The organism is Sellimonas intestinalis (assembly GCF_001280875.1).
In the GTDB taxonomy this organism is placed as follows: domain Bacteria; phylum Bacillota; class Clostridia; order Lachnospirales; family Lachnospiraceae; genus Sellimonas; species Sellimonas intestinalis.
In genome coordinates, this window is the sequence record NZ_LGAJ01000012.1 from 34,719 (window position 1) to 53,834 (window position 19,116).

The following is a 19,116-nucleotide window of genomic DNA, read 5'->3' on the forward strand; positions in this document are numbered from 1 at the left end:
TATGAAGAATCTGAAATCAATTATTCACTATGAATGTGCCACTTCATTTAAGTATATTTGGCTTTTCTATGCAATCCAGTACGCGCTTGTCGGCTTTATTACCATGATTGTTGGACTTGTAATGGGAACATTTGAGGAGGTAGGAACAAACTGCTTAGAAATGAATTCCTTGGTTTACGTCAGTATTTTAGGCGTACTTGGATTTAAAGAAGACTTCAAAATGTTGATACAGCATGGATTTACCCGAAAATATATTTTTATAGCGACATTTTCCATGTTCTGCTTTATCGCCGGCACAATGGCACTTGTAGACGCGGCGGTGGGAAATATGATTCATTATTTTAACGACAATTATTCTTCACTTTATGGCTCAATATACGGATATGATCATTTATTTATGAATTGGCTGTGGCTTTTTCTTGTTTATATATTAGTTTGTAGTTTATTGTATTTAGGAATACTGATCATCAATAAAGCAGGGAAAAAAATATCCCTTTGTCTGGGAGTTTGTTTTGGCGGTATCGTGTTGCTGATCATCGCATTATTCCGATATGTTTTTTCAGCAAAAACCATAAGTACTGTGATAGAATTTCTGACAAAGGCCATGGGCTTTATGAATGACGGAAGAATCAATTACCTGTTCCCTACTCTGACTTTCCTATTACTCATTGCTGTATTTGGAAGTGGTTCTTATGCTATTATTCGTCGTACAGAACTGAAATAATGAAATCCTCCTTAAGTAGATTTTGATTCTTTCCACTTCTACTTAAGGAGGATCCTATCACCTTTGTGTCATCCCCTCGCATTTTCTGTCATCTGGCGGCTAAAAATTTTCCAAGGCATATGCCCGCAAGACAGCAGACTACACTACCCACAATATAAAGCCCTCCTGTCAGCATTTTGCCCTGCTCCAGAAGATTCCACGCCTCCAAAGAAAACGTGGAAAAGGTCGTAAATCCTCCACAAAATCCGGTCTTCCAGAACAGTGCAACATTCCTGGAGCTCTCTTGCGCTTCCCCGGCCAAAATCCCCGCCAGAAAACCGATGATAACAGCCCCGCAAAGATTCGTAAGAAATGTCCAGACCGGAAAGTCCCACTTTCCCGGAAGAAGGCTCAATCCATAACGGGCAGACGCCCCAAGGGCACCTCCAAGTGCCGCAATGAAAATTTGCATCTCTCTTCTCCTTCTCATCTCAGGATCCAGTATCCCCCTGCCGCCTGCAACAGCAAAAACAGTGGCACCAGAATCCGGAATTTCCATTTTCTCGTCTTGTGGTGAAACAACAGCATCCCCGCAAAAGCGCCCGCCGCGCCAAAGACAAATGCCATTCCCAGGAGCGTCATCTCGGAAATTCTCCACTTTTGCCTTTTTGCTTTCCATTTATCCACACCGTACAGGGTGAAGACCATCACATTCCACACAGCCCAAGTTAATAATCCATATTGCCAGATCATCCTTCCTCCTATGCCCTGATCTCTCTGCCAAGTGCAAAGGAATAGATCAGTCTTTCTTTCACTCGTTTTCCAAGGCTCTTTTCGAGAGCTTCCTGATAATAGTCAAGCTGGATTTGATAGCGCTTTACCAGCTCCTCCTCATTGTGCACCCAATCTGTCTTATAGTCCAAAAGGACAATCTCCCCGTCTTCCTCAAAAAACAGGTCGATCATTCCCTGCACGATCAGAAGTTCCTCCTTCCTTTCCGGATCTGCTTCCTGGTAAACACGTCCTGCCTCCACACCAAGAACGAAAGGCTGTTCTTTTCTGAGCTTCCCGGAAAGTGCCGCTTTTTGCATCCTTGCGGCGCAGTCCGACTGAAGAAAGTGCCAGAGATCGTCCGGATTCACCGACTGTACGGACACGCTGTCGATCTTTGCGTCTTCAACAAATCTCTGAATGGCAGCCTTTAACGTCTCCCTTGTATAAGAGCAGGAATAATCCAGAAGTTCCAGGATCCTGTGATAGGCCGTTCCCCGTGCCGCACCGCTGATGTCTGTCTCGTCCTGGCTCCTGCGAAATTTAGGTACAATCTCTTCATCTGATTTTTCATGGAGCGGTTTTTCGTAAAGTCTCGTTCCACTCTCTTCCTCCGTTTGTGGTTCGTAGGCCGCCCGTTTCAGCTCAGACACGGAGAATTTCCTGCTCCAGTGGCTCTGCTCCTCGTACGGGTACCGGAACAGCCAACTTTCTCTCAGATGATCGTGAACCTTCGAATCGTACACGTTGTCCGGATCGATCGCTTCGATATCCTCCCTTCGAATCTGCCGCCGCTCTTCTTCTATCACCGACTCCATCAAGATCTCTTCTTCTGTCAAAACTTCCACTTGGATCGGTGGATACGCTCCCTTTGCGTGGTCTTGTTCCAGCCTCATCAGTGCCGGAACAAGAAAATCCAGATAGCTTGCAGCCTTCTGGAGCAGACCAAAAGCGAGTGGACGCCCCGTCTGAGACCGGATCCGGTCGTACTGCTTTCTCTTTTCCTCCACACTTTTCAGTGTTCCTGTAAGAATCAGCTTTTCCTTTGCTCTTGTAAGCGCAACATAGAGTACCCGAAGCTCCTCTCCGAGATTTTCCAATCTTGTCTCATTCTGGATCATTTTCTTCAGAAAGGTTGGAGCCTGCATCCGTTCTTTTAAATAAACAGCGTCTACCCCGATCCCCAGATCCTGATGAATCACCATCTGACTGTGAATATCCTGGGTATTAAACCTCTTTCCCATTCCGGCAACGATCACAACCGGGAATTCCAGTCCTTTACTTTTGTGAATACTCATCAGACGTACAGCGTCCCCCATCTCATCGCTTGTGTTGGCCTCGCCATAATCCACCTGGTATTTCCGGAGCTGCTCTACATAGCGAAGGAAATGAAACAGTCCTTTGTAGCTGGTGCTCTCGTAGGCCTTCGCCTTTTCAATCAGCATATCCAGATTTGCTCTTCTTTGTACGCCTCCCGGCAGAGCCAGTACATAGTCCCGGTATCCGGTCACAGAGACAATCGTCTCCAATAGTTCATGGATCGCCGTATACGGCACCTGTTTCCGAAACGCATGAACCTGTGCAAAAAAAGCGCAAAGCTTCGGATCCTTCCTTTCCCTGGCATAGTCCATTGCCGCCTGGTAGAACGGTCCCTGTGGATAAGCGCACCGGATCCGCGCCAGCTCTTCGCTTGTCAAACCTCCGAAGCAGGAGGCGAGTACTGCCGTCAACGGCAGATCCTGCTTTTCATTATCCAAAATTTTCAGGTAATCTAAGAGCAGACTGATCTCCCTTGTCTGAAAATACCCCTCCTTTGTCCCACAGAATGTGGGAATCCCCTCTTCGTTGAGCACGTTTGAAAAAATGTCGGTCCAACCCTTGAGACTACGAAGTAAAATCACGATGTCACGATACGCCACGCTCCGGCATGTTCCACTTTCCTTATCAAAAATCACCATCCCGGCTTTAAGCTCCTTAATACGGGCCGCTACTGCCCTCGCCTCCAGCTCCTTTGACTCCAAGGAGTCCCCCTCCTCGATCAGAAGAACTTCCGTGTCAAATCCGGGCTTCTCCTCAAACCGGGCTCCTACGTAAAGGGCAGCCTGTTCATCATATTCTACCCGTCCGAGCGCCTTTGTCATAATCTGATAAAACAGATAGTTTACGGCATCCAGGACTTCCCTTCTGCTCCGGAAATTCTTGTGCAGGTCGATTCTCCGTTTGGGACCATCTGCTTCTATCCCATACGTTTCATACTTTTCCATGAACAGCTCCGGCCTTGAAAGGCGGAAACGATAGATGCTCTGTTTCACATCTCCGACCATAAACACATTATATTTTCCCCTGTTCACCCGCGAAATTTGTGTAAGCAGAGTTTCCTGGATGAGATTACTGTCCTGATACTCGTCAATCATAATCTCTTCATATTTGTTCCGGTATTCCTCAGCAATCTCTTCTTTTCGCAAAATCCGAAGAGCGTATTGTTCCATATCGCCAAAGTCTATCACACCCTGGCTTTGCTTCTTTGCCTCGAACGCCTGACCGAACGCCACCGTCAGGCGCACCAGTTCCTGGACAAAAGGCTTGGCGCGTCTTAGATCTCCCCTTAGCTCTTCCACTATCTCATAGAAGAACTGATCTCTGATAGAAGTCAGCTCTTTCTTCACCTGATCCCGCAGAGATTTCACTGTCTGTATCTTTTCCTCGGAGACGGATTGATCCCGGTTTGTCGCCAGACGGTCAAAGGAAAGCCCGGAAAGTGCCTCCTGAAGTTTCTGAAAACTCTCTGCCTTACGAAGCTTGCGAATCCTCTCAATATCCGAAACAATGGCTGCTTCATACGCCGCCGGACCATCTGTGTCTTCACAGACAGACTTCGCATAGACGAGAGACTGCTCCAGATCCTCCAGGGATGCCCATGTCTGCTCCAACGCCAGTTTTACAAAAGGAAGCGAATCCCACGGCTGATTTTCTGCCTCCTCATAACTTTGGATACTGTCGCAAAGCCACGTTTCCGGATCCGGATTACTTCTGGAAAACTCGTATAGATTTAAAATCAGCTCTTCTACTTTTCTATCGTCTCTTCCGGTGGCAGCCATTTCCACAAAATCCGTGAATGACGCCTCCCCTTTCCTATACTCTTCCTCCAGAAGTTCTTCCATCACCTCCTGCATCAAAAGCTTTCGTTCTCCCTCCTCCATCGTCCGAAATCCTGGTTCCAGATCGATAGTATGAAAGTAATCTCGGACGACCGAGAGACAGAAGCTGTGGATCGTCGTAATTCTGGCATGATGAATCAAGGTTGCCTGCCGCTGCAGGTGAATATTTTCCGGCTCCTCCTCCAGCTTCTTTTCGATGGCTCCCCGGATCCGCTCTTTCATCTCTGCCGCCGCCGCCTCAGTAAACGTTACAACCAGAAGCTGATCTACGTTAAGTGGATCTTCTCCCTCAATCAGTCTGGTGATGATCCGCTCCACTAAAACGGCCGTCTTGCCGGAACCCGCCGCTGCTGAAACGAGAAGATTGCAGTTTCTTGCCGCAATAACCTGTTCTTGTTCTGTTGTCCATCCCATGCCTCTTACTCTCCTTCCCATTCTGAAAGCTCCCTGGCAATCAGGCGGAAGATCTCCTCCCGCTTCTGTGATACCAGGTTCCGATATCCGCACCCCTCGATTTTCTCGTCAAACCCACAGATCCCGTGGTACGGACAATAGTCGCACCCGGTACTCGTTCCCAGCTCATACGGTTCCTTTTTCGCATTTCCTTCCAGAATTTCCTCTTTGAGCTGTCCCGTCTTTTTCCTTGTATAGGAAGACAGAAGTTCAAATTCTTTCCGGGACGCTGCTCTGGACGTCTTGGAAATACTTCCATCCTTATTCCTTGCAAACGGAGCCGCCAATGAACTTCTGGTTCCCGTATGATCCAGATGATTTAACACCTCCGGATCCGAACTGACAAGTCCGTCCGGACGAAGCTCTTTTAAAAGAGCGTCCTGTACCTGATCTTCCTCCGTCTTTTCTACCATCGGATCCTTCATCTGGTAGTAAAAGATACCCGCCGGAATGATCTCCTTGTTCGGATGCTTCTTTTTCTCCAGCTCCAGGGCAGCGTTCAGATAGACCGCAAGCTGGAGCTGCAGTCCGTAATAAAACGCTGTCATGTCAAACGCCTTGGAGCCCGTCTTATAATCCGTGACCTTGACATAGACCTGATTTTCCTCCTCACAGGTGTCAATCCGGTCGATTTTTCCTCCATCAAAACAGACTTCGGTTCCGGTCTGAATAAAATCTCCCATCTTCTGCTGACGAAGCAGAGCCCAGACAGTCCGGTCCACAAGGCGCTTCATTCTTGTAATCAGATATTCCCTCCGTTTCGTGCTGTAGAGAATCGTGTTTTCATAGTCCACGATACTCTCCTCCACACTTTCTTCTACAAGATTTCGCCGCATTTCATCCGTGATCTCCGTCACGGGAACAGACAGTATTTCTGCCTTTCTGGCAAAATGCTCCATAGCCCGGTGAAAAAGATTCCCCCAGTCCAGCGGCTTGAACTCATACTCCTGACGCTCCCTCAGTCTCAAACCGTAGGCCAGGAAGTGGGCAAACGCACAGGACGCATACCTTTCCAGCCTCGTCACGCCCCTGTCGATCCCCTCCTCATAGAGGATCTTTGCCGCCTCCTTTGAGAGCCGGTCGTCCGGCATCCGGTAGAAGAATGTTTCCAGCACCTCCTCAAGCTTTTTTCGGCGTGCCGGATCCCGCCTGTACCAGGCACAAAGCTCCATCCATTCCGGCCGCTCTGTGTCTTCATTTTGCAAGCCCCGGATCAAAAGCTCCAGGCTGTTTTTATTCGTCAACTCCGTCTCCCGTAACGTCCTCTCTTCTTCTCGCTTCACTGAAATCTGAGGAAAGAGTTTCTTGATATCCCGGATCAGATATGCCGGACGAAGCTGAGCCCCGTCCGCCGACGCCGATGCAAAAGACAGATACAATTCCTCCTCCGGTTTCGTCAGCATCATATATAAGTAAAACTTCTGGACGTAAGCCTGTTCCTTTCCTCCTGCCGAAAGCTTGGTGCCGCCCGAGCGGATCTTCTCCCGGTCGGTTTCCGAGAGCAGCCCTCCCAAACCAAGCTGCCCCGGAAGGAACGTATCGTTTGCCCCCAGAAAAAAGAGTGCTTTGATCTCCTTTAACCGGGTACGTTCCACATCTCCGGCCATCACCTCGTCCGTTCCAGGCGGAATGATGCCGACTCTCGCCTCCTCAAGTCCCGCATCCAAAAGAGCTCCGTACTCCTTAAGTGAAACCGTTTCCTCCCCCAGAAGCTCCACAAACTTATCAAACAGATCGATCACGATCCGGTACACCTGAGAGTACTCCTTGGCAAGTGCAAGCTGGCCATTCTGCTCGAAAAACCTCTGCTGCTCTCTGACTTTCCGATACATCTCCTCCTGTACGAGAAAATCGTAGAGAGCCTCCGTGATATCCCGGACAGACTTCCGTCGCTTCTGCAGTACCAAGACAAGGCTCTCCATTTGTTCCACAAATCGGATGCGCAAACAGTTGACCTCCACGAGCTCCTCTTCGGACATTCCCGCACTTTTCCGTATCCAGGATTCCTGCCACCTCTTGTAGCCACGGATTCCAAGAGCCAGCACATAATTTTCCAGCGTATCTACTTCCTCCATGGTAAACTCAAAAAGTCCGGTCCGCAGAAACCGAAAGACACTCTCATATGTGAATCCTTTCTGAATCATCGCCAGGACACTCCGCACATATTCTACAAAGGGATTAAGAAGAACGCTTCTCTTCTGGTCCATAAAGACGGGAATCCCGTACTGTGAAAACCGGGTGCGGATCTCGTCGGAGTATGCCGAAAGGTCCGGCACAATAACAGCAAAATCCCGGTACCGCCATCCTTTCGTGCGGACAAGATGGCGAACCTGCCTTGCCGCCGCCTCCACTTCATCTCCCGGTGAGGAGGCATGCAGGATATGGATTCGGTCCTGCTTTTTTTCATAACGGTCCTTCTGGTAGCGGAACAGATGACTCTCCAGGAATGCCATCGGCTCATTTTTCCGGAACCGATACGGAACCTTCCCGTCCATCCAGACCGGGTCCTTCACCTGAATTTTCTGCTCCCTGCAGATCAAAAGAAGCCTGGACGTCATTTCCTTACTCAGGGCGAACAGTTCGTACGGACCCTGGTAGAGGTACGGATCTTCCGATCCAGGAATCGTCACCGTCACCTTCACGTCCCGGCACACTCGCAGCAGCTCTGCCAGAAGACGGTTCTGCACCGGAGTAAATCCGGTAAAACCATCCAGAGCAAGAACGCTGTCCTTCAGGATGGCAGACTTTGGCACCCGCTCGCAGAGAAGATCCAGTATCTCTTCTCTTGTAATATAGTTCTCCTCCAGATAGGCATAGAATCCCTGATAAACTTTCTTCAGATCGGAAAGTTTATAATACAGAGATGTTCCCACCCCTGCCTGCTCCATCATTGCATCAATCTGTTCTTCTCTGATATCATACTGGGCAAACTCGGAGATCACGGATTTTACTTCGCTGATATACCCCTGCCGTTTCAGATTGCCTCTAAGGATCGTCAGCTCGTCCTCATAATCCCCAGCAATCTTTCTGAGAATCAGATTCTTTCCCTCGTCATCCAGCACGATCTTCTGGTTCCCCCCGGTCTCTTCCATCACCCGGTAGGCGAGCCGTCCAAAACTTAAGATGTCGATGTTCATAATCGCGTGATCCGGACTTGCCTCCACCAGGTCTTTCTGCGTCTGCATGGAAAACTGCTCCGGCACGAGGACGATGTAATTTCGCTCCGGGTGCTTCGCCGCCTCCTCGATTATCTTTTTATATAGAGAATGGGACTTCCCTGAACCGGAACTCCCAAAAATAAACTGCAATGCCATGTTTTTCTCCTAATTCACTTTTGTGTACAATTCACTGGGAACGAACCCTTCAATGTAGATTCCCTCCTCCTGGTACTCTTCCTTGCATACTTCCCCGTAGGCGCGGATCAACTGTATTTTGCCTGCCTCCGTATATGGATACAGCCTCTTAATTTCCATTCTTTGCTCTCTGACCCAGTCCTCCAGAAGCGCTTGCAGTCTGTCAAGCCCCTCTCCGGTCTTTGCGGAGACAATCACTTTCGCGTCTGCTTGAAAATCCCGGATCAAAATCTCTTCCGAAGCCTTGTCACATTTATTAAACACGGTGATCACGGTTTTATTCAAAACGCCAAGCTCCCGAAGGGTTTCGTAAGTCACATGCATCTGCTCTTCCATCTGAGGATTGGACAGATCCGCCACATGGAGTATCATGTCCGCATATTTCGCTTCCTCCAATGTACTGCGAAAAGCCTCGATCAGATTGTGGGGAAGTTTACTGATAAATCCAACGGTATCTGTCAGAAGAATTTTCTGATTCCCCGGAAGAATCAACATCCTTGTGGTCGGATCCAGCGTAGCAAATAACTGATCCTCCTCCAGCACCGACGCCCCGGTCAAGGTATTCAAAAGTGTCGATTTCCCGGCGTTCGTATATCCGACCAACGCACAGACCGGAATATGATTCTGACTGCGCTTTTCTCTTGTTATTTCCCGGTGCCTCCTTACATCTGCCAGCTCCCGGTTTAACTGGGCGATCCGGTTTTTAATAAGTCTTCTGTCCATCTCCAGTTTCTTTTCTCCCGGCCCTCTCGTCCCGATACCGCCTCCAAGCCTGGAAAGACTCTTTCCCAGGCCGGTCAGACGGGACTGCCGGTATTTTAGCTGTGCCAGCTCCACCTGGATCTTCCCCTCTTTTGTGGACGCTCTCGCCGCAAAAATATCAAGAATTACAAGTGTTCTATCCATAATCTTACAGTCCAGCGCCTCCTCCAGATTCTTGAGCTGGACAGGACTTAACTCGTCATCACAGACAATACCATCTGCCTCTTTTTCCCACACGAGCCACTTGAGCTCATCCAACTTTCCGCTTCCGATATAAGTTCCCGTATGAATCATGTCTCTTGCCTGAATCATACGTCCACACACCTCGGCCCCCGCCGTCTTAACAAGCTCGCCAAGTTCATCGAGGGAGCGCTCCGCCTTCTCTATCTCCTCCGTAGCCGCCGCCACGAGAATCACTTTTTCCTGTTTCTTTCCTGTCTCAATCATGCATTTCCCGCCTGTGTCTCTAAAAACTCTGCTTCTTTCTTCACATCTTCATCATCCGGCCACGTCTGAAGATAGGCGTCTGCCCTCTCCTTTGCCTTTGTATAATCTCCCGCTTTTTCCAGGACGAAGATCTCATTGTACGCCATTTCTCTTTTGAGTTGATCTCCGGCCCCATCCATCTGGCTTCCATTCTCAAAAGAAACCGCTGCTTTATCATACTGTCCGATCTTCATATAAGAGATACCAAGGAGGTTATATAGCTCCGGCGTCTTCTTGACTCCTTTTTCCAGAGCCGTCTCAAAGGCTGACGCAGCTTTGTCATACTGCCCCAGCTCAAAATAACTGATACCTAGCCCCCGGTATGCTTCCCTCTCCATGGAAGATTTCCCGGACGCTTTTTCAAACACTTCGGCCGCCTCTTCGTACTTTTCCTCTTTCAGAAGAGACGTCCCTTTCTCAATCTGTGTGGAACACCCTGCCATGGTAAGCGCCAGAAGCCCTGCCGCCACCAGTCCAAACCGCTTTTTCATCTTTCTATCACCCTTCTCTTTTTTCACTGTCCCCGGCTACTCCATCACATGCTCCATGCCCTGGTTTAGTATCGTCTGGATATGATCGTCCGCCAGAGAGTAAAAAACGGTCTTCCCCTCCCGTCTGCTCTTCACAAGCTTCATCTGCTTTAAAATCCGAAGCTGATGCGAAATGGCGGACTGCGTCATGTGAAGCACCTCGGCCAGGTCGCAGACACATAGTTCGGACTGAATGAGGACGTAGAGAAGCTTCACTCTCGTCGGATCCCCGAACACCTTGAAAAGGGCTGCCAGATCGATCAGCGTCACTTCTGCCGGCATCCGTTCTATTACCTTTTTGATACATTCCCCATGAATCTCAATACAGTCACAACACTCTGTTTCCGCACAATCTATTTTTTTCCTCATCTGTCATACTTCCTTTTCTTCGATCGGATCGATCTGCCAGTCCACAGGCTCGATCCCCTGTGCCTTTAGAAACCGGTTAGCCTGACTAAACGGCCTGCTTCCAAAAAACCCCCGGTATGCGGACAATGGGCTTGGATGCGGCGCCTCCAAAATCAGATGCTTGGGATTATGAAGCATGGATTTCTTCGCCTGTGCCGGCCTCCCCCATAAAATAAACACAATCGGCCGGTCCTGTTCACTGACCTTGCGGATGGCTGCATCCGTAAATTTCTCCCAGCCGATTTCCTTGTGAGAGTTAGCCTGGTGCGCCCTCACCGTCAATACGGTATTCAAAAGCAGTACGCCCTGCTGCGCCCACTTGACGAGGCATCCATGATTAGGAATCGTACATCCCAGATCATCGTGAAGCTCCTGATAGATATTGACAAGGGACGGTGGAATCTCCACCCCAGGACGTACGGAAAAGCAAAGCCCATGTGCCTGCCCTTCCCCATGGTACGGATCCTGCCCCAGAATCACCACTTTTACGTCACGAAGCGGCGTCAGGTGAAAGGCATTAAAAATGTCATCCGCCGGCGGAAAAATCCGCCTCGTCCGGTATTCTTCGTTTACAGTCTGAAATAACTTCTTATAGTAAGGCTGTCTGAACTCTCCCTGCAAGGCGTCCAGCCAGTCATTTTGTATCGCTGCCATTTCTTCCTCCTCTGTTAAAGTCTGACCGGGATTCCAAGGTCCCGGAGATATTCTTTTACTTCGCGGATTGACAGTTCCTTATAGTGGAACAGCGATGCCGCCAGCGCTGCGTCCGCTCGTCCGTTATCGCCCAGGGCATCGTAAAAATGGGAAAGTTTCCCTGCTCCTCCAGACGCAATGACCGGTATTGATACCGCATCCGCAATCTGTCTCGTAATCCGCAGATCATAGCCTGCCTTTGTCCCATCTCCGTCCATACTGGTCAGAAGAATCTCCCCGGCTCCACGGCGCTCGACCTCCACGGCCCATTCTACCGCATCCAGTCCTGTATCAATCCGCCCTCCATTCTTATAGACGTGAAATCCGCTGCTATCCGCACATCGCTTGACGTCGATTGCCACTACCACGCACTGGCTCCCGAACTTGTATGCCGCGTCAGAGATCAAATCCGGCGTATGAATGGCCGAAGTATTGATGGAAATCTTGTCCGCCCCGGCACGCAAAATTGTGCGAAAATCCTCCACCGTGCGGATTCCTCCGCCTACGGTAAAGGGAATAAATACATTCTCCGCCACCTGCTCTACCATATCGACCACAGTGGCTCTGGCGTCCGACGATGCGGTGATATCAAGAAATACCAGCTCATCGGCCCCCTCTCTATCGTAAATCTTTGCGATCTCCACCGGATCCCCGGCATCCCTAAGATCCACAAAATTGACTCCCTTGACAACACGTCCCTGATTCACATCCAGACATGGAATAATTCTCTTTGTAAACATCGTTTCACTCCCCCTGTCTTGCTATGAAATTTCTCAGAATGTGAAGCCCTGTCTCCCCACTCTTTTCCGGGTGAAACTGACAGCCGAAAACATTGCCGCTCTCCACCGAGGCATGGATCATCACGCCGTACTCGGCCATAGCCTTTACGATCTGCGGATCTTTCGCCTTTAAGTAGTAGGAATGGACAAAATAGACATACGGGTGATCCGGAAGTCCCTCAAACAGTGTCCCGTCCGGCGCACAGGAAAGAGAATTCCATCCCATGTGCGGAATCTTCAGTCCCTCTTTCTTCGGGATACGGACGATCTGTCCATCTAAAATCCCAAGTCCTTTTACTCCCGGACTTTCCTCACTCGCCTCAAAAAGCACCTGCATACCAAGACAGATACCAAGCAGAGGAATCTGTCTCTTAGCTGCCTCCTTTAACACTTCCGACAATCTAAACCGCTCCAGATTTTCCATGGCGTCCCCAAACGACCCTACCCCTGGCAGAATGATCCGGTCCGCTTTCAGGATCTCCTCTCTTTTTCGTGTGATAACCGGCCGCTCCCCCAGATATGTCAGCGCCTTCTCCACACTTCTCATATTTCCCGCGTCATAATCGATCAATGCTATCATTGCTATCCACTCCTTATCTTTTCCAGTTTACCACACTCGTTTTAAAAAAGAAATGTAAAAAGCGGGACTTACCCGCATTTTTTCTGATTCAGCCATGCATCCTGAAATCAATAAAGTCTGTTGCAAGCCGCAACTTTGAGGCGCATGGCTGAATCATTCCCATATTCCTATTTTTTATCCAGTTCAAACCAGAACTGTACTCCATTTTCGTAGTTTCTGACTCCATAATTCTGATGAAAGGATTCCATAATAGCTTTGACGATGGAAAGTCCGATTCCATTGCCTCCGTACTCCCTCGTCCTTGCCTTATCCACCTTGTAAAACTTCTCCCAGATATGTGCGATATCCTCCTCCGGAATCGGCTTCCCGGTATTGAAGACGTTGACACGGATCTTTCCTTCCCGTTCCTCAATACGGATATCTATAATCCGCTGGCCGTCCACATGATTCAGGGCGTTGTTGACATAATTCCGCACGACCTGCTCCACTTTAAACTCGTCCGCCCATACATAGACCGGGCCGCTTACATTCATACGCACATCAACTTCCTTTTGTCTGGCTACAATATCAAGACTCTGCACGACGCCTTGAATCAGGCTGGTAATATCAATCCGCTCAAACTGGGTGTCATCCCTTCCAAGCTCTAACTGGTTCAAGGTAAGGAGATTTTTCACCATCCGATTCATCTTGCCTGCCTCATCAATGATAACGTCACAATAAAACTCCATACTCTCCGGATCATCGGTGATCCCGTCTTTTAGCCCCTCCGCGTAGCCTTGGATCAGGGCAATCGGAGTCTTAAGCTCATGGGACACATTCCCGATAAATTCTGTACGCATCGTCTCGATCTGCTCTTTCTTCTTGATATCTTTCTGCAGCTCATAGTTGGCCGTCTTTAATTCAGAAATCTTTTCTTTGAGCTCATCAGACATCGTATTGAAGCTCTTCCCCAGAATTCCGATCTCATCCACTCCTCCGCGGGTATACTTTGCGTCAAAATCCAGCTTTGCCATCTTCTTAGACAGCTCCGCCAGCTCCAGAATCGGTTCTGAAATCTGCCGGGAAAAGAACCATACGAGGATCACTCCGATTCCCAGAATCACGATTCCGATGTAGAAAATAAACTGGTTGGAAATTGTGACATTGGACCGGATACTGTCCAGGGGACTTCGCATCATCAGATAATTGGAATTTCCAAGCGGCGCCCACAACTCCAGATATTCCGCCCCACTGATGATTTCCCGGGTTCGGTTGATCTGGTACTTCTTCGCCATGGAATTTGCATGAAACAGATACTGTTCCAAACGTTTGTGAAGCGGTTCCACATTATATACATTGGCATAAAGGATTGTCCCGGAGCCATCCTCCAAAAGGACCGATACGTTGTTTTTCTCCAGCATCCGGTTCAGCTTTAAAAGCTCCGTATTACTCTGGAAAAGATCATCTTCCAACACGGAATCCATTTCCTTATAGACACTCACCAAATCCGACCGCTTGTTTGCCACATAGTACTCTTCCGCAAACATCCCGTTTACAACTATGAAAAGGAGAAGCAAAAACAAAATCAGACTGGCAAAGATGACGATCATCTGTTTCCGGATGGAAAGCTTTTCTCCTAATTTTCTCATGCTTTTGTGACCTCGAATTTATAGCCCATTCCCCAAATGGTACGGATGTATTCCCCCTTGTCTCCCAGCTTGTTTCTCAGCTTTTTTACATGGGTGTCGATCGTCCTGGCATCCCCGAAATAATCGTAGTTCCAAACGTTATTGAGAATTTTCTCTCTGGAAAGGGCGATGCCCTGATTTTCAATAAAGTATGTCAGAAGTTCAAACTCCTTAAAGCTTAAATCTATCATATTGCCGTCGATCTTCACGATATGGGCTGCCTTGTCGATCTCGATGCCTCCCGCCGCGATCGTCTGATCCATGGAAAGACCGCTCGTCCTGCGAAGAAGCGCGTTCACCCTTGCGACAAGGATCTTCGGGCTGAACGGCTTGGAAATATATTCATCCACTCCAAGCTCGAATCCATTGAGTTCATCTCGCTCCTCGCCCCGTGCCGTCAGCATAATAATCGGGACTTTGGATTCTTTACGGATCTCTCTGCACACTTCCCAGCCATCCATCTTCGGCATCATCACATCCAGGATAATCAGGCTGATCCCTTGATCCTCATAAAAAAGATCCAGCGCTTCCATCCCGTCTCCTGCTTCCAGCACCTGAAATCCAGCTCTCTCCAGGAAATCTCTGACGAGCTTTCGCATCCTGCTTTCGTCGTCTACTACTAATATCTTGATCTGTTCCATAACCGATTGATCCCTTCTTTTCCATTCTTTTTTTGTATTCTAACAGAAAAATATGTCCTTTTTGTGTACATTACTATTTTTCCTTTTCCTCGTCTTCAGGCGCCGTACTGCTCTTCAGTCGTTTCCCGTCGCTGTCAAAAACAATCGCTCCCTGTCTGTCAGTCCGGAAAACGCCTGCCCCCAGTTTTTCCACTCTCTTCATCACTTTTTCGTGAGGATGGCCGAATTCATTTCTGGGCGCACAGGTCACAACTACGAAGGACGGATCCACCGCTTTTAGAAATTCCCAGGAATTGGCGTCACTGCTGCCATGATGATTGAGTTTCAGCACGTCAGACCGAATCCTGACACCGGACGCCAGGATCTCGGCCTCTATGGATTTGCTGATATCCCCGCACAGCAGAAAGCTATGGGCTCCGTTCGTAAGGCGTATTCCAAGGGAAGCGTCGTTTGGATCTTCATACTGTTTCCGGGAATTCGGGGTAATAAATACAAACCGGGCGCTCCCGATTTCATAGTTTTCCAGGAAGTCCGGATGCCTCATACGAATTTCCTTTTGTTTCAGTGCTTTCTCCACATCCTGATAACTCTCCGTATCGTACTCCTCTTCAGGCAGAAAGAAGATTCCCACCGGAAATGTCTCCAGCACGGCGTCCATTCCCCCAATATGATCGATATGCGGATGGGTGGCGATCACATAATCCAGATATTCCACACCCTGCTCTTTTAAATAGGAAACAACCAGTTCCTCATCCTCGTTCGTCCCTGCATCAATCAACAGATTTTCCCCTTCTGACTGGATAAGGATACTATCTCCTTGCCCTGCATCCAGAAAATGTACTCTGACTATCCCCTGTGTATTGAGGTCTTCTGCTCCCAAACCTGGATTTTCTCTCCCTGCCAGAATCCAGATGACGAATAACCCTGCCGCAGCAGCCAGAACAAACAAATATAAGATGATTTTTCTTTTCTTTTTCACCGCACCATCCTCCGGAAAACCTGTTTCCCTTTATTGTATCTGTAAGCTTTCCAAATCATTCAGATGATGTTTATATTTTCTTAAGTTCTTTTATAAAACCTTCATTACAAAGACATAAATCCCTCACATTTGTACGATATAGTAGAATCATCTTCAATGAAGAAGAAGACAACAGTTGTAGAGAGTTCCTAGTTCTTTGCGGCTGTTGTCCTTCGCCCAAGACATTACGTTATAGTTTGAATAGATTTTTCTCTCTTCCTTCAGGAGCCGTCAAGACGGCTCCTCCTTTTTATGTAATAACCGAAAATCCCGGCCGGATGCCCTGCCTGGTCAAAATCACAAAAGGCAGCGGATTTCTCCTGCTGCCTTTCTATGTCCAGATTACCCCTTGGCATCTCACTATTTTGCTATGATAATATGGCCCTCCGTTTCCATCGATTCTTCCGGATACCGGTCTGTAATGATCCTGGCACTATGAAATTCACCAAAGCTTACAGGGCAAGTCTGCAGAAACTTGCTGCTGTCACAAAGAATGTACGGCTTCTGGGTATGCTTCAGTGCACACTCTTTAATCATGGCCTCATTGATATCAGGCGTGGTAAATCCGGATGTACGATTCAACCCGTTGGTTCCAAAAAACCCTTTGGTAAAATTATATTTCTGAAGATTGACATACGCTTCGTTTCCGACGATCGCCTCCGTCGCGGCTTTCAATTCGCCGCCGATCAAAATAACCCGGAATCCGTTCTCCGTCAGCCTCAATGCATGGGACACTGCATTTGTCACAAAGACGGCGGACTTCTCCGTCAGAAACGGAATCATATACTCGGTAGTTGTCCCGGCATCCAGATAGACGAAGTCGTCCGGCTCCACAAGGGTGGCCGCATATGCCGCTATCCGGATCTTTTCTTCTTTATTCAGCTCTTTTCTAAGAGCCACCTTCTCTTCCCGGATGTTGATTCTGGATTCTGCCTGCACTGCTCCGCCAAACACCTTGACGAGAGCACCTTTCTGGTGAAGTACCGCCAGATCTCTGCGGATCGTGGACTCTGAAGCGTCAAGACGTTCTGTCAGCTCCTGCACCGTCACACTCCCCTTTTCATCCAGGAAACGAAGGATTTCTTTCTGCCTTTTTTCTGTCAGCATACTTCCCTTCCTTTCTGTCATGGCTGCATTTATTGTACAACAAAACCTGAAGTATGGACAAGTGTCAGTCTGTTTTCATCACCGGATTTTTTATTCTTCTACCTTTTTCTTTAACAGTCCAAGAAGTACTGCTCCTATGATCGTTCCGATCACCAGAGCTACCAGATACATCAGAGCATGTTCCACAACCGGGAATACAAAGATTCCACCGTGCGGAGCCATCAATGTACATCCAAATGCCATGGAAAGTGCTCCTGCTGCCGCTGCACCTACGATGCAGGAAGGAAGAACATGAAGCGGATCTGACGCCGCAAATGGAATCGCACCTTCTGTAATGAATGCCAGTCCCATGATAAAGTTGACAGGGCCGGATTCTCTTTCTTCTTTCGTAAATTTCTGTTTGAACAGTAACGTCGCAAGGGCAATCGCACATGGCGGAACCATACCGCCGATCATAACTGACGCCATAATATCATAGTTACCTGCCGCAATGGACGCCGTTCCAAATACATAGGCAGCTTTGTTAAACGGTCCGCCCATATCGATGGACATCATACCGCCGACAATCATGCCAAGTAAAACCTTACTGCTTCCGCTCATATTGGTGAGTCCGGTATTGAGGGCTGTATTGAGGGCTCCAATCGGAGGCTCAATCACATAATTCATCAAAAGTCCCATAATAAGAATTCCGAAAAGCGGATATAACAGTACCGGGGCAATCTTCTCAATGGACTGAGGAAGTTTGCCAAATACTTTTCTCAAAAAGACAATGAGATATCCTGCGATAAAACCGGCAAGGAGTGCTCCTAAAAATCCGGATTTCCCCTGGGACGCGATCATACCGCCGACAAAGCCGACGGCCAAAGCCGGACGGTCTCCGATACTCATGGCGATAAATCCGGCCAGCACCGGGAGCATAAATCCAAACGCCGTATTTCCGATTCCTTTGAGGGCTGCCGCCGTCGGAGTGATCGTACCGAAGTTTGCACGCATTTCATCGGAAAGGGAATGAATATCCACACTGAATCCATCAATCAAAAACGCAAGGGCAATCAGGATTCCTCCGCCCACGACAAACGGCAGCATATGGGACACCCCGTTCATCAACTGTGTGTAGACTTTATGAGCACCACCGCCAGAAGACTTCCGGGTCTTGCCAACATTCAGATTTCCACTCTGATATACCGGGACTTCTCCGTTCATCGCACGCTCCACAAGCTGATCCGCCTTTCCGATCCCGTCCGAAACAGGACATTCAATCAGCCGTTTCCCATGGAAACGATCCATCGGAACTTCCGCGTCCGCCGCTACAATAATGCAGTCAGCCTCTTGAATTTCCGTCTCCGTCAGCACATTTTTTGCCCCGCCGGATCCTCTGGTCTCCACTTTTACAAAACATCCTGCTTTCTTTGCCGCCTTCTCTATTCCTTCTGCCGCCATATAGGTATGTGCGATTCCTGTCGGGCAGGACGTAACTGCCAGAATCCGGAACGATTTCTTTTCCTTTTCTTCCATCGTCTGCGCCGCAAGCTGCTCGTCTATATCCGGTTTCTCCGCATCCGCTTCATCTACAATCCGCAAAAATTCTTCTGCCGTCTTTGCCCGTCTTAGTTTCTCAGAAAACTGTTCGTCCATCAGAAGAACAGAAAGCTTGCTCAGCACGTCCAGGTGCACATTATCCTTGGTGTTTGGAGCCGCAATCAGGAAAATCAGGTGAACCGGCTCTCCGTCCAGGGAATCAAAATCCACACCGTTTGGAATCACCATCGCCGCCAGCCCCGGACGGATCACAGCATCACATTTTCCATGCGGAATCGCAATCCCCCCTCCCACACCGGTGGTACTTTCCTCTTCTCTTAAGTAGACTTCTCTCCGGTATGCTTCCTCATCCCGGATCTTGCCGCTTTTGGCCATCAATGCCACGGCCATATCAAGCGCTTCCTGTTTGGACGCAGGTACTGCATCCAGAGAAATACTTCTCAAATCAAGCAGTTCCGTAATTCTCAT

At 48.7% G+C, this 19,116-nt stretch carries 16 protein-coding genes; 1 reads left to right on the plus strand and 15 read right to left on the minus strand.

Annotated features, from left to right (window positions below):
• The first annotated feature begins 1 nt into the window (after position 1).
• Entirely contained in the window at positions 2–724 is a 723-nt protein-coding gene (locus AOA56_RS11490) for a hypothetical protein (RefSeq protein WP_053769696.1), read from the plus strand.
• Positions 725–812: 88 nt separating this feature from the next.
• Here the strand turns inward: AOA56_RS11490 and crcB are convergent, their stop codons facing one another.
• The 15 genes from crcB to AOA56_RS11565 form a co-directional block, all read right to left on the minus strand.
• Positions 813–1,175, minus strand: a complete 363-nt coding sequence (gene crcB, locus AOA56_RS11495; protein ID WP_053769697.1) for a fluoride efflux transporter CrcB — start codon at positions 1,173–1,175, stop codon at positions 813–815.
• A 14-nt stretch (positions 1,176–1,189) separates the two neighbouring features.
• The gene (locus AOA56_RS11500) at positions 1,190–1,456 is read right to left on the minus strand and encodes a DUF1294 domain-containing protein (protein WP_024733314.1); all 267 of its coding nucleotides are present in this window, start codon (positions 1,454–1,456) and stop codon (positions 1,190–1,192) included.
• An 8-nt stretch (positions 1,457–1,464) separates the two neighbouring features.
• The gene (gene addA, locus AOA56_RS11505; RefSeq protein WP_238117729.1) at positions 1,465–5,046 is read right to left on the minus strand and encodes a helicase-exonuclease AddAB subunit AddA; all 3,582 of its coding nucleotides are present in this window, start codon (positions 5,044–5,046) and stop codon (positions 1,465–1,467) included.
• 5 nt (positions 5,047–5,051) lie between these two features.
• Entirely contained in the window at positions 5,052–8,399 is a 3,348-nt protein-coding gene (addB, locus tag AOA56_RS11510; protein ID WP_053769699.1) for a helicase-exonuclease AddAB subunit AddB, read from the minus strand.
• 9 nt (positions 8,400–8,408) lie between these two features.
• The gene (gene hflX / locus AOA56_RS11515; protein WP_053769700.1) at positions 8,409–9,647 is read right to left on the minus strand and encodes a GTPase HflX; all 1,239 of its coding nucleotides are present in this window, start codon (positions 9,645–9,647) and stop codon (positions 8,409–8,411) included.
• Positions 9,644–10,204 carry a tetratricopeptide repeat protein gene (locus AOA56_RS11520; RefSeq protein ID WP_062304460.1) on the minus strand — a complete coding sequence of 187 codons (561 nt, stop codon included), beginning with the start codon at positions 10,202–10,204 and terminating at the stop codon, positions 9,644–9,646. The genes hflX and AOA56_RS11520 overlap by 4 nt, the downstream gene beginning before the upstream one ends.
• A 9-nt stretch (positions 10,205–10,213) precedes the next feature.
• Positions 10,214–10,585: an ArsR/SmtB family transcription factor gene (locus AOA56_RS11525; RefSeq protein WP_024733319.1), complete on the minus strand. Its 372-nt coding sequence runs from the start codon at positions 10,583–10,585 to the stop codon at positions 10,214–10,216.
• A gap of 3 nt (positions 10,586–10,588) precedes the next feature.
• Positions 10,589–11,278 (minus strand): uracil-DNA glycosylase, encoded by a 690-nt coding sequence (gene ung, locus AOA56_RS11530; protein WP_024733320.1) that lies wholly within the window; start codon positions 11,276–11,278, stop codon positions 10,589–10,591.
• 14 nt (positions 11,279–11,292) lie between these two features.
• On the minus strand, positions 11,293–12,057 hold the full coding sequence (gene hisF, locus AOA56_RS11535) for an imidazole glycerol phosphate synthase subunit HisF (protein WP_024733321.1): 765 nt from the start codon (positions 12,055–12,057) through the stop codon (positions 11,293–11,295).
• Positions 12,058–12,061: 4 nt separating this feature from the next.
• The gene (gene hisH, locus AOA56_RS11540; RefSeq protein ID WP_053769702.1) at positions 12,062–12,676 is read right to left on the minus strand and encodes an imidazole glycerol phosphate synthase subunit HisH; all 615 of its coding nucleotides are present in this window, start codon (positions 12,674–12,676) and stop codon (positions 12,062–12,064) included.
• Positions 12,677–12,843: 167 nt separating this feature from the next.
• Positions 12,844–14,304: a sensor histidine kinase gene (locus AOA56_RS11545; protein WP_024733323.1), complete on the minus strand. Its 1,461-nt coding sequence runs from the start codon at positions 14,302–14,304 to the stop codon at positions 12,844–12,846.
• Entirely contained in the window at positions 14,301–14,984 is a 684-nt protein-coding gene (locus AOA56_RS11550) for a response regulator transcription factor (protein ID WP_024733324.1), read from the minus strand. The genes AOA56_RS11545 and AOA56_RS11550 overlap by 4 nt, the downstream gene beginning before the upstream one ends.
• Before the next feature lie 73 nt (positions 14,985–15,057).
• Positions 15,058–15,963 (minus strand): ComEC/Rec2 family competence protein, encoded by a 906-nt coding sequence (locus tag AOA56_RS11555; protein WP_024733325.1) that lies wholly within the window; start codon positions 15,961–15,963, stop codon positions 15,058–15,060.
• A gap of 399 nt (positions 15,964–16,362) precedes the next feature.
• Entirely contained in the window at positions 16,363–17,109 is a 747-nt protein-coding gene (locus AOA56_RS11560; RefSeq protein ID WP_024733326.1) for a DeoR/GlpR family DNA-binding transcription regulator, read from the minus strand.
• A 90-nt stretch (positions 17,110–17,199) separates the two neighbouring features.
• Entirely contained in the window at positions 17,200–19,116 is a 1,917-nt protein-coding gene (locus tag AOA56_RS11565) for a PTS fructose transporter subunit IIABC (protein WP_053769703.1), read from the minus strand.

What these genes read in the sequence shown, in the direction of transcription:
- crcB (WP_053769697.1), bottom strand. Translation starts at nt 1,175, where the DNA reads ATGCAAATTTTCATTGCGGCACTTGGAGGTGCCCTTGGGGCGTCTGCC.
- hflX (WP_053769700.1), bottom strand. Translation starts at nt 9,647, where the DNA reads ATGATTGAGACAGGAAAGAAACAGGAAAAAGTGATTCTCGTGGCGGCG.
- addB (WP_053769699.1), bottom strand. Translation starts at nt 8,399, where the DNA reads ATGGCATTGCAGTTTATTTTTGGGAGTTCCGGTTCAGGGAAGTCCCAT.
- AOA56_RS11525 (WP_024733319.1), bottom strand. Translation starts at nt 10,585, where the DNA reads ATGAGGAAAAAAATAGATTGTGCGGAAACAGAGTGTTGTGACTGTATT.
- hisF (WP_024733321.1), bottom strand. Translation starts at nt 12,057, where the DNA reads ATGTTTACAAAGAGAATTATTCCATGTCTGGATGTGAATCAGGGACGT.
- hisH (WP_053769702.1), bottom strand. Translation starts at nt 12,676, where the DNA reads ATGATAGCATTGATCGATTATGACGCGGGAAATATGAGAAGTGTGGAG.
- addA (WP_238117729.1), bottom strand. Translation starts at nt 5,046, where the DNA reads ATGGGATGGACAACAGAACAAGAACAGGTTATTGCGGCAAGAAACTGC.
- AOA56_RS11560 (WP_024733326.1), bottom strand. Translation starts at nt 17,109, where the DNA reads ATGCTGACAGAAAAAAGGCAGAAAGAAATCCTTCGTTTCCTGGATGAA.
- AOA56_RS11545 (WP_024733323.1), bottom strand. Translation starts at nt 14,304, where the DNA reads ATGAGAAAATTAGGAGAAAAGCTTTCCATCCGGAAACAGATGATCGTC.
- AOA56_RS11565 (WP_053769703.1), bottom strand. Translation starts at nt 19,116, where the DNA reads ATGAGAATTACGGAACTGCTTGATTTGAGAAGTATTTCTCTGGATGCA.
- AOA56_RS11550 (WP_024733324.1), bottom strand. Translation starts at nt 14,984, where the DNA reads ATGGAACAGATCAAGATATTAGTAGTAGACGACGAAAGCAGGATGCGA.
- AOA56_RS11490 (WP_053769696.1), top strand. Translation starts at nt 2, where the DNA reads ATGAAGAATCTGAAATCAATTATTCACTATGAATGTGCCACTTCATTT.
- AOA56_RS11500 (WP_024733314.1), bottom strand. Translation starts at nt 1,456, where the DNA reads ATGATCTGGCAATATGGATTATTAACTTGGGCTGTGTGGAATGTGATG.
- ung (WP_024733320.1), bottom strand. Translation starts at nt 11,278, where the DNA reads ATGGCAGCGATACAAAATGACTGGCTGGACGCCTTGCAGGGAGAGTTC.